Annotated in this window: 12 protein-coding genes; 6 read left to right on the top strand and 6 right to left on the bottom strand. The window is 56.5% G+C overall.

Annotated elements, in window-relative coordinates; genetic code table 11:
* The first annotated feature begins 26 nt into the window (after window positions 1-26).
* Window positions 27-737, top strand: coding sequence for an MBL fold metallo-hydrolase (locus ACIQ20_RS10575; RefSeq protein ID WP_395780102.1), 711 nt, complete (start codon window positions 27-29; stop codon window positions 735-737).
* A 405-nt stretch (window positions 738-1,142) separates the two neighbouring features.
* Window positions 1,143-2,075 carry a 2-hydroxyacid dehydrogenase gene (locus tag ACIQ20_RS10580; RefSeq protein WP_395780104.1) on the top strand — a complete coding sequence of 311 codons (933 nt, stop codon included), beginning with the start codon at window positions 1,143-1,145 and terminating at the stop codon, window positions 2,073-2,075.
* Here the strand turns inward: ACIQ20_RS10580 and ACIQ20_RS10585 are convergent.
* The 4 genes from ACIQ20_RS10585 to ACIQ20_RS10600 all read right to left on the bottom strand — a co-directional run bounded on the left by ACIQ20_RS10585 (window position 2,072) and on the right by ACIQ20_RS10600 (window position 4,801).
* Entirely contained in the window at window positions 2,072-2,533 is a 462-nt protein-coding gene (locus ACIQ20_RS10585) for an NUDIX hydrolase (protein WP_395780105.1), read from the bottom strand. The two genes, ACIQ20_RS10580 and ACIQ20_RS10585, sit on opposite strands and share 4 nt — an antisense overlap.
* A 6-nt stretch (window positions 2,534-2,539) precedes the next feature.
* Window positions 2,540-3,019, bottom strand: coding sequence for a bacterioferritin (gene bfr, locus ACIQ20_RS10590; protein ID WP_346381324.1), 480 nt, complete (start codon window positions 3,017-3,019; stop codon window positions 2,540-2,542).
* A gap of 59 nt (window positions 3,020-3,078) precedes the next feature.
* Window positions 3,079-3,264: a bacterioferritin-associated ferredoxin gene (locus tag ACIQ20_RS10595; RefSeq protein ID WP_298229081.1), complete on the bottom strand. Its 186-nt coding sequence runs from the start codon at window positions 3,262-3,264 to the stop codon at window positions 3,079-3,081.
* Between the two features lie 352 nt (window positions 3,265-3,616).
* Window positions 3,617-4,801, bottom strand: coding sequence for an acetyl-CoA C-acetyltransferase (locus tag ACIQ20_RS10600; protein WP_395780107.1), 1,185 nt, complete (start codon window positions 4,799-4,801; stop codon window positions 3,617-3,619).
* A 289-nt stretch (window positions 4,802-5,090) separates the two neighbouring features.
* On the opposite strand from ACIQ20_RS10600, the gene phaR reads away from it, so the two are divergent.
* The 3 genes from phaR (at window position 5,091) to ACIQ20_RS10615 (ending at window position 8,299) form a co-directional block, all read left to right on the top strand.
* The gene (gene phaR, locus ACIQ20_RS10605; protein ID WP_395780109.1) at window positions 5,091-5,681 is read left to right on the top strand and encodes a polyhydroxyalkanoate synthesis repressor PhaR; all 591 of its coding nucleotides are present in this window, start codon (window positions 5,091-5,093) and stop codon (window positions 5,679-5,681) included.
* 137 nt (window positions 5,682-5,818) lie between these two features.
* Entirely contained in the window at window positions 5,819-6,589 is a 771-nt protein-coding gene (locus ACIQ20_RS10610; RefSeq protein WP_313586642.1) for an SDR family oxidoreductase, read from the top strand.
* A gap of 9 nt (window positions 6,590-6,598) precedes the next feature.
* Window positions 6,599-8,299, top strand: coding sequence for a M28 family peptidase (locus tag ACIQ20_RS10615; RefSeq protein ID WP_395780111.1), 1,701 nt, complete (start codon window positions 6,599-6,601; stop codon window positions 8,297-8,299).
* A 1-nt stretch (window position 8,300) separates the two neighbouring features.
* Here the strand turns inward: ACIQ20_RS10615 and ACIQ20_RS10620 are convergent, their stop codons facing one another.
* Window positions 8,301-8,792: a lysozyme inhibitor LprI family protein gene (locus ACIQ20_RS10620; RefSeq protein ID WP_395780113.1), complete on the bottom strand. Its 492-nt coding sequence runs from the start codon at window positions 8,790-8,792 to the stop codon at window positions 8,301-8,303.
* Between the two features lie 155 nt (window positions 8,793-8,947).
* Between ACIQ20_RS10620 and ACIQ20_RS10625 the strand changes: the two genes are divergently transcribed.
* A complete protein-coding gene (locus ACIQ20_RS10625; protein WP_395780115.1) occupies window positions 8,948-9,739 on the top strand; it encodes a SapC family protein in 792 nt (263 codons plus the stop codon).
* Between the two features lie 55 nt (window positions 9,740-9,794).
* On the opposite strand, the gene ACIQ20_RS10630 is transcribed toward ACIQ20_RS10625, so the two are convergent.
* Window positions 9,795-10,373: a TMEM165/GDT1 family protein gene (locus ACIQ20_RS10630; RefSeq protein WP_395780117.1), complete on the bottom strand. Its 579-nt coding sequence runs from the start codon at window positions 10,371-10,373 to the stop codon at window positions 9,795-9,797.
* Window positions 10,374-10,550: the final 177 nt, after the last annotated feature.

Genomic DNA, 10,550 nt, shown 5'->3' on the forward strand with positions numbered 1-10,550 from the left:
ATGCGCAACTTTCGCATCCGCCGTTCATGCTTGCCACTCGCCGCCGCTTCTTTCATAAACCCACCATGCCCAATCCATCTGACCTGCAAGCCTCCATCATCCCCGTCACGCCGTTTCAGCAGAACACGACGCTTCTGTGGTCGCAGGCCACGAAGGAGGCGGTTTTTGTGGATCCAGGCGGGGAGGTGCCGCGCCTTTTAGGGGCGGTGAAGCATTTGGGTGTGAAGGTGGTGGCGATCTGGTTGACCCATGGCCATTTGGACCATGCTGGCGGTGCGCAGGAATTGTCGCGCACCTTGGGGGTCGACATCATTGGCCCGCATGAGGATGACCAATGGCTGCTCGATGATATTGTCGCGCAATGGGCCAAGTATGGGCAGACGACGGGCTATGAGAATTGTGTGCCGACCCGCTATCTCAAAGATGGCGATAAGTTAGAGCTTGCGGGCCATCAGTTTGACGTTGTCCATTGCCCCGGCCACACGCCGGGCCACGTTGCGATTATCAATAAGGACGCCAAGCTGGCCTTTGTCGGTGACTTGTTATTCAAAGGCTCTATCGGCCGCACGGATTTTCCCAAAGGCAGTTTCGACGATTTGGTCGCATCCATCACCGGCAAGCTCTGGCCTTATGGCGATGACATCCACTTTGTGCCGGGCCATGGCGAGATTGGCAATTTCGGCTGGGAACGCAAAACCAACCCCTATGTGAGTGATCTGGCACTGGGGCGAGGGTAGGGGGCTTTTCCCGGCGCTCAAACAGAGCGTGCTTTGCATCTGGACCTATTTTGGTGCCAACTTTGTTGCACCAAAATAGATCGTCTAGGATTAGCGCGACATCTGGGTAGTCAAGTGCGCAGCTTTGCTGCGTCGCCGGGCGATCCGTTTTCGCAGAAAACGGACACTTGACGACCCATATGTCGCAAACAGAATTGACACAGCGGTTTGGTGGACCAGAGGGATCACCAAAGCGCGTCTAAGTAGAGACATTTTTCAAACCTTCGGATTCTTCGCATCGGCGTGAAAAAGGACCGCGCACCACTAGGTGCGCATGGCAGCGCGGTGATATGCGCAGCTAGTGCTGCGCGCCCCATTAACTAACCCCCCTTGCATCTGACCGCCAAGCCTTTCACAAGGCTTCCCATGATCCTGATTATTCACCCCGAACTCGTCCTCGCCCAGCCGCTTCTAGAAAACATCGCCCCTTGCGCACGTCTGTGGGAGATTGAGGATATTGCGGCCTTTGCTGCCGGGCCGGGTGCCGAGGTCCGTGCCATCGCCTGTATCGGCGGTAAAAAGACTGAGGCGGCGTTGTTCACCTTGTTCCCTAAGCTGGAAGCGGTGATCGCCGCAGGCGTCGGCGTGGACGGAGTTGATCTGGTTGCCGCCAAAGCTGCTGGTATCTCGGTGTGCAATTCGCCGGGTATCAATACTGACGACGTGGCTGACCTCGCTATGGGCCTGTTGATCGCCGGTGAGCGCAACATCATTGAGCTGGACGGCCTCGTCCGGCGTGGGGAGTGGGCCGACGCATTGACACATGCGCCGCGCTATCGCTTGCGCGGGCGCACTTTGGGTATTCTCGGCATGGGGGCGATTGGGCAGGCCATTGCCGTTCGCGCAGAAGCCTTTGGCCTAAAAGTCATCTGGGCCGGCCCAAATCCGAAGCCAGAACTCGTCTGGTCTCGGGTTGATACAGTTTTGGAACTGGCCAAAAAGTCCGACATTTTGATGCTGGCTTGCCCACTGACGGATGCTACCCGCAAAGTTGTCTCGGCCGACGTGCTCGACGCCTTGGGCACGGAAGGCGTGCTGATCAACGTCGCACGCGGCGGCGTAGTCGACGAGGCGGCGCTTTTGACGGCCTTGCGCGAGAAGAAGATATTGGGCGCTGGCCTCGACGTGTTCGAGAATGAGCCGACCGACCCCACGCTTTGGGCCGATCTCCCCAATGTCGTCCTCACCCCCCATGTCGCAGGTCGGACCCGCGAGAGTGTGCAAGAAGCGGTGCGCGCGGCAATCGGCAATCTGATCCGCGTGTATCAGGGCCAACCCCTTGAAAACCGGGTGGTCTAGGGCGCAAGTTTCGCCAGCATCTCGCTTAGATTTTCGGGATAGATCGTTTCCTCTGCGGCCAGAATCTGGGCCAGAGACCACCATCGGCCCATATCGATGGTCTCGGCCTCAATGGCGGTGAGGCCTTCTGCATGCAGGCACGGATTTTCATGGCGCAGAGCAAAGAAGACGCCGCTTTGCCGGTAGCTCACCCCGTTAAAGCGGTAGGTCACATCCTCGGTGCCGATCACCTCACCTAGGGCGGCGGGCTCAACTGTGATACCAACTTCTTCTTGAAGTTCGCGGGCCGCAGCCTCCTGCGCAGTTTCGCCAGCATCAATCTTCCCGCCCGGCGTAAACCAGAAGGCAGGCCGATCTGGTTCGCCCGGGTCCCTTCCGCGCAGTAGAAATACGTCACCCGCACGGTTACGAATGAGGACGCGGCCAACTTGGCGAATTGAAGAGGTGGCCGCGTCCAAGCTGGATTAGCTTTCGATTGGCCCCATGGCCGTTTGGAGATAGTTTTGGATGCCCAATTGCTCGATCAATTGTAACTGGGTCTCCAGAAAGTCGATATGCTCCTCAGTATCTTCGAGGATTTTGGCGACGATATCGCGCGATACATAATCGCGGACCTTCTCAAAATGCTCAATCGCATCCTTCATTTGGCCTTGACCGCGATATTCGACGGCCAGATCAGCGGCCAAACTTTCTGGCACGTTTTCGCCCAGCTTCAGCTTGTGCATATCCTGCATATTGGGCAGGCCGTCGAGCATCAGGATACGCTCGATCAGATAATCGGCATGCTTCATCTCGCCGATCGACTCTTTGTAGGTGATGTCGCCTAGCTTGGTCAGACCCCAATTCTTATACATGCGGGCATGCAAGAAGTATTGGTTGATGGCGGTCAATTCATTGGTGAGAATTGTATTTAGGCGTGCGATGACGCCCTCTGCGGCTTGCATGGGAGGCTCCTAAGTTGAGCGCGAGTATAGGCTTCCTGTCGGATTCGACAAGGCAGACTTTATTCAGCGGCCACTTTGAATTGTTGAGTTTGACGCGCGATCAGTTCTTGCATCTCAGGCACGCACCGGCCGCATTGAGCGCGGCATTTGTTAGCGTGGAACACATCACAAGGACGCCCAGCACCCGCAGCAATTGCCTCGTGGACCGCTTTTTCGCGAATTCCGTTGCAATTGCAAACATACATCTGTCTTTATCCATTCTTGCTTCTGAGAGTCATTCTTATGTAGATTAAAATGACTCTAGTTGCAAGTGCCTCGCAATAAAAATTATTGAGGCCTCTGTGTGAATGCTTTTGTCTAGAAGGCCTTTGCCGCAGGCTATGCCTTCACAAAGGCCACACTCGAGTGTGTGCGCGCATGATGGGGAGTCAAGGGGCGCGCTTCGCGCGTCGGCGAAGCCGATTTCACCCCTTGACTCCCTATCTTGCGCAGAGAGAATTACCGAGCGGCTCTAAAGTGAGCAGTGCGAACCTTAGAGCCGTTCCAAAGCGGTAAATTTGGTCTTGCGCAGAACAAGACGGTAGCGCGCTAATACCCCTACCGCTCAACGCAGAGCGCAACACCCATGCCGCCGCCGATGCACAAGGTGGCCAGGCCGCGCTTAGCGTCGCGGGCAGCCATTTCGTGCAACAGGGTCACCAATACCCGGGCACCGGAAGCTCCAATCGGGTGGCCCAAGGCGATAGCGCCGCCATTGACGTTCACCTTGCTGGTATCCCAGCCCATGTCGCGGTTAACAGCGATGGCTTGGGCGGCAAAGGCTTCGTTCGCTTCGATCAGGTCGAGGTCAGCGGGCTTCCAGCCAGCCTTTTCCAAAGCGCGCTTGGAGGCTGGGATCGGTCCTGTGCCCATGATGGAAGGATCGACGCCTGCGGTCGCGAAGGAAGCGATGCGGGCCAGTGGAGTCAGACCGCGCTTGGCGGCTTCTGCTGCACTCATGACAACCAGCGCTGCCGCGCCATCATTGATGCCAGAGGCATTGCCTGCGGTGACGGTTCCATCCTTTTTGAACGCAGGGCGCAGCGCTTGGGCTGCATCCATTGTCGCGCCTTTGCGAATATATTCGTCCTTATCAACCGTCACATCGCCCTTGCGGCCTTTAACGGTGACGGCGGCGATTTCTGCGTCAAAGCGGCCCGCGGCTTGAGCGGCTTCGGCTTTGTTCTGGCTTGCTGTAGCGAACTGGTCTTGCTCGTCACGCGTGATCTGCCACTTCTCGGCGACATTTTCTGCCGTGATGCCCATATGATAGGCGTTGAAGGCATCAGTCAGGCCATCGCGGATCATGGTGTCAACCAAGCCTAGGTCGCCCATTTTCGTGCCCGCACGCATATAGGCCGCATGGGCCGACAAACTCATGCTTTCTTGACCACCGGCGACAACGATATCAGCACTTCCCGTCATGATTTGTTGGGCTGCTAGGGCCACCGTGCGCAGGCCCGAGCCACACACTTGATTGACCAGCCAAGCAGGCGCAGCGTCCGAGATGCCAGCAGCGCGGCTGGCTTGACGGGCTGGGTTTTGGCCTTTGCCAGCGGTCAACACTTGGCCGAAGATCAACTCAGAGACTTCATCACCCGACACACTGGCGCGGGCCAAGGCTTCGACAATCGCGGTCCTCCCCAGTTCATGGGCCTCTACGGTCGCGAATGCGCCGGAGAAAGAGCCAATCGGGGTGCGTGCCGCCGAGACGATCACGATGTCGGAAGAAGAAGTGCTCATGTGCGTATGCCTTTCCCAGAAATATTTGGCCCTGTCTTGCGTAAGAAAAGGTTGGCGTCAATCGCAAACAAAGCCCTGCCAAGATTCGTTTGGCTTTGTGCAGCTAATGGTCAGGGCTTCGGACTTGTCCGAAGCGACCTGGGTCGGGGTCAATGGAGGGTTCTGCACCCATGTGCTTGCCCATGTGTTTGCAAGGTGCGTTTCGCACCTGCCCAATTGTCTTGCATCTGCGAAGAACAGCAGCGAAACTAGGTAAAATCGCGCACTTCACAGCGTAAGGGAGCCTCATTTGGCCGATAGCAAACAGGCAAATCCCGTGGTGACGATCAAGAAGTACGCCAATCGGCGGCTCTATAACACCGCGACTTCGGCCTATGTGACCTTGGATCATTTGGCCCAAATGGTGCGAGACAGGGTCGATTTTGTTGTGTTTGATGCCAAGTCGGGCGACGATATCACCCGGTCCATCCTGACCCAGATCATTCTGGAGGCTGAAAGCTCTGGCAATAATCTTTTGCCCGTCGGGTTCCTGCGCGACATTATCCGGTCTTATGGTGACAGTGTGCAAGGCTTTTTGCCCTCTTACCTCGACCTCGCGATGAAAAGCTTTACCGATAGCCGCGAACAATTTTCAAAATCGCTTAATGGCGGCTTTGACTTGTCAGGCCCTGCTGAGTTGTTCCAACAGGCCGTCCGCGCCAATATGTCGATGATGGCAGAGGCCGCCAAAGCTTTCACCGGCGTCGTTGTGCCTACCGCGCTGCGGCCTACCAGCAAAACGGCGCAAAAGTCAGAAGCGTCAGAGGAGTTGGTCGCCATGCGGGCCCAAATGGCGGCGATGCAGGCCCGTCTCGACAAGCTTGACGGTACGCACGGCTAAAGCACGCAAGCTGCGAACGGCTGTTGGCGATGGTGCGAACGCGTCATCGCCCCCTTTCCCCTGTGCCAAACCCGTGGCAGAAACTCTGCCAGCACATCAGATGCCGGGTTTAAACAACATTCTCAGGGGGAAGCCTTATGACCACAATTTTTGACCTCAGCGGCAAGACTGCCATCGTCACTGGCTCGTCACGCGGGATTGGCAAAGCCATTGTCGAGCAAATGGCCGATCATGGTGCCAATGTCGTCGTCTCGTCGCGCAAAGCTGGCCCCTGTGAAGATGTCGCTAATGCCATCAATGCCAAGCATGGCGATGGACGCGCGCTGGCGGTGCCTGCCAATATTTCCTCGAAAGAAGACCTCCAGCGCTTGGTCGACCAAACCAACGAGCGTTTTGGCCAGATTGATATCGTGGTCTGTAATGCGGCTTCCAATCCTTATTATGGTCCGATGGCTGGGATTGCGGATGATGTGTTTGCGAAAATCTTGCAGAACAACATCATTTCCAACCACTGGCTGATCTCCATGGTCGCGCCGCAAATGGTGGCGCGCAAGGCTGGCAACATCACCATCATTTCCTCGATTGGTGGCTTGAAAGCGACTAATATCATTGGGGCCTATAACATCTCCAAGGCTGCAGACATGCAATTGGCGCGTAACCTCGCGCTGGAATTTGGGCCAGATGGCGTGACGGTGAATTGTATCGCGCCGGGCCTGATCAAGACAGACTTTGCCCGCGCCTTGTGGGAAGACCCTGCCACTTTAAAGCAAGCCACTACCCATTCCTGCTTGAAGCGCATCGGTGAGCCTGACGAGATTGCAGGCATGGCCGTGTTCTTGGCCTCGCGTGCAGGTGGCTTCACCACTGGACAAACCTTCGTGATCGATGGCGGCGCAACCGCAGTTTAAGGGTCAAAGATGAAACGCTTACTAGCTGGCACCGCTTTGGTGGCTTTAATCGCCGCGGGTGCTTTGGTAACCCAATTTGCGCAAGCGCAATCGGGGCAAGCAAGTTCAAGAGCCGCCAAGGCGGGCCAGCTAGCGTCTTATCCTGCCATCGATGATGCGCGTCTGCGAACGCACATCAAAACCCTCGCCGATGACTACTTCGAAGGGCGCAGCCCCGGGACGCGCGGCGATGACATGGCCACCACCTATATGGCTGGGGCCATGGCCGCTCTGGGGCTGGAGCCTGCTGGCGATAACGGCACCTGGTTCCAAAACTTTGAGCTCAACCGCTTTACAACCGCGCCACGTGGAACCTTCGCGGTCGAGGATGAGATTTGGTACCAGGGCAAGGATATCATGATGATCAGCCGCAAGGCTGATGGCAGTGCATATAATTTGGTCGACGCGCCTTTGGTGTTTGCCGGTTATGGCGTGAAGGCGCTGGAGAAGAATTGGGATGATTTTGCTGGCGTGAACTGGGAAGGCAAGATCGCACTCGTTCTGATCAATGACCCCGATTTTGACGCAGCCCCGGGCGAAACGGTCGCCGGCATGTTCGGCGGCAAAGCGATGCAATGGTACGGCCGCTGGCCTTATAAATTTGAAGCTGCAGCCAAAGCAGGTGCAGCTGGCGTTTTGATCATTCATGAGGATGCACCGGCTGCTTACGGCTGGGGCGTGGTGCGCAATTCCAACGGCACCCGTTTTGACTTCGTACGGCCGGATAGCGGTTCATCGCTGGCGGCCATTGAAGGCTGGATGCAGCGCGATGTGGCCGTAGAATTGTTCCGCAAGTCGGGCCTTGATTTCGAGGCTTTGAAGAAGGCGGCCCGCACGCCTGGCTTTAGGCCTGTGCCGCTCAACCAAACCGCGACCATCGATATCGGCGTAACCCGGGAATCGGTGGCGACGCGCAATGTAGTCGGTGTCCTTAAAGGGGCGAGCCGCCCTGATGAGACTGTTCTGATCGGGGCTCATCACGATCACTTGGGCATTCGTGAGCCAATCAATGGCGATAAAATCTATAATGGCGCGATGGACAATGCCTCAGGCATGGCTGGGATGTTGGAAATCGCGCGCACCCTTGCGCAAGGGCCGCGTCCGGCGCGTTCCATCGTCTTTGCTTCGTGGGCAGCTGAAGAGCAGGGGCTGTTGGGCTCTGACTATTACGTCAATAATCCGCGCTTCCCGCTGGAGAAGACGGCAGCCGCCTTCACCCTCGACATGTTGCCCCATCGCGGTGCCACGACGGAGATGGAGTTTCCAGGTGCTGGTAAATCCAGTCTCGATGCCAGCATGAAGGCCATTCTGACCGCGCAAGGCCGCACCTATACGCCCGACCGCAACCCGCAGTTTGGCTTGTTCTATCGGTCCGACCATTTCCCGTTTGCCCGAGCCGGGGTGCCTGCCATGTTCCCCTCGACCGGTACTACTTTGGTCAAAGGTGGGGTTGAAGCGGGTCAGGCTGCTACGAAGGAATGGTTCGATCAGCGCTATCATAAGCCACAGGATGAATATGATCCGGCCTTTGATTTCGCAGGGGCTTTGATGGATTTGACGGCGACCCGCAGCCTGATGCTGGAAGTCGCCAATGCCGCGACGTGGCCACAATGGACCAAGGGCGATGAGTTTGAGGCGATCCGCAAAGCGTCTGACGCCTCACGGCGATAGGTTAGTCCTCACCCATTTCTTTGAGCCAGCTCACCCGTTCTGAGGTCTTCTCGACCATGCAACCGGCATAGAGCGGGCCGCGGATAGTACCGTCAATATAGGCCTCATAGACAGCTGCGCAGTCTGCATCGCGGCTGACAATCCAAGCCCGCTGCGCTTTTTGAAGTTTCAGCTTCAGATTGGGCGGAGAGCTTGCGATCAAGGCGCGATAACGCTCGTTTAAAATCACATCCCAAGCCTTATGTGTCGTCATCGTGCATTCGGTGATCGACAAGGTGGTATCGGGCTGGTCATGAGCGGCTTGGCAGGCATCATAAACAGGTTGGCCACAATCAACGCCAGCCTTGGCGGCCGCCAAACAGACCCGAAAGGCGGCCATTGCCTTTGGGGTCGGGATGTTTTCTTGCGCCTGCGCGGGGCTAAGCCAAGTCGCAATACCCGCTGTCAGCGCGAGACCTACAAGCCCTGTGGCGATCTTATGTGTTCGGGACATGTTGGACTCCTAGCTAGCCTTAGGCGGGTTGAGTTTCACACCCTAAACCACTTGCCGCCCAAGTCACGCCTACGCTTCAGGCGCCAATTGCAGAGCAAGGTTGGCCTTTTGCTTAGAAACCGCTAGAAGCCCGCGACCTAACGGAGTTTCTCACCATGTCTGACGCCCAAACCGGCGCGCCTGCCCTTACCGGCAACGTCCTTTTGTACAAAAATCCAGAGCCTTTGTCTTTGGAAGCCCACAGCAAACTGGGCTTAAAGAATATCGAACGCCCGTTTGGCTTTGTCGAAACAACCCATGTGGTTCCTTTGACAGTGCAAGAATTCGGCATGGCGGCTACCTCGCTGCCAATCATTTTCGCTCCAGACCGAAAAACGCCTTTGGCAGTGTTGTCAGCGCGTTCGGGTGAAAACCTCTATGTCGACGGCACAGGCAATTGGGAACTGGACGGCTATATCCCAGCCTTTATCCGCCGCTATCCTTTCGTATTTGCTGCAGACCAGCAAGGCGACAATTTCGTGGTTTGCATCGACACCCAAGCAGAGATGATTGGTGAGAACCCAGATTTGCCGTTGTTCGAAAACGGCCAGCCAACCCCTTACACGACCAATGCCATGGAATTCCTGCAAGACTTTGAACGTCAGCGTCGCGCGACCGAAGAGTTCATGGAAGTCATCACCTCAATGGACATCCTAGAAGAAAAAAGCGTCACCTTCACGCCAACTAACCCGGACGGCAGCCAAGGCGAACCAGTCAAAGTGGCTGACTATATCGGCGTCTCAGAAGAAAAGCTGAATGCTTTGCCAGCCGCAAAATTGCTGGAACTGAAGCAAAAGGGTTGCTTGGGCGCGATTTATGCCCATCTGGTGTCCCTGCTGCATTGGCAGAAGCTGATCCAACGCACCCTGCGCAATGCGCCTCCAGAAGTCGTTGCTGGCAACGCATAAGCGTTTCAACATCGCAGAGTTTGAAAAAGGCGACCCGCGTGGGTCGCCTTTTTTGTTAGGTGGGCTGTGTAGCCGTCAGGGCCGCGACCACGACCCAAACACCAATGGCGGCAAAGATACCTGCCGCGATCATCCGCACCACATTCAGCGGCACGACCTTCGTTGCGGCTTGGCCTAGATAGACGGCGGGCACATTGGCCAGCATCATCCCAAAGGTCGTGCCAATGGTCACAAGTGTAATATTCTCAAACCGTGCCGCCAAAAGCGAGGTTGCGATTTGGGTTTTGTCGCCCATCTCCACAAGGAAGAAGGCGATGACGGTGGTCATGAAAACGCTGCCATGCGATTTGGCCCCGGCATCCTCGTCCTCTTTGTCGGGGATCAGGGCCCACGCGGCCATCGCAATAAAGGCCACACCAACGCCGACTTGAAACCACTTGCCCGAAATCAATTGCGCCACGCCAAAACCCAAGCTGGCTGCAAGCGCGTGATTGATAATGGTTGCTACAAAAATCCCGGCAATGATCGGGATAGGCTTGTTGAACTTGCAGGCCAACACGATGGCGAGCAATTGGGTTTTGTCGCCGATCTCAGCGATGGCGACGATCAGCGTTGAGAGCCAAATGGCTTCCATAGTTTGGACTTCTTTCGTTAGCCGGTCAGGGCCGCGGCAAACAAAGCATGATAGTCCGCTTCGTTGGCCTTTCTGGGATTTGAGAGGTGGGCGATGTCGACCAAGGCATTGGCGACAATGCCGTCAGCATGATCATTGGACAGGCCAAGGACTGAGAGATTGGCTGGAATGCCCAAG

Source organism: Aquidulcibacter sp. (assembly GCF_044346625.1).
Classification (GTDB): Bacteria; Pseudomonadota; Alphaproteobacteria; order Caulobacterales; family Aquidulcibacteraceae; genus Aquidulcibacter.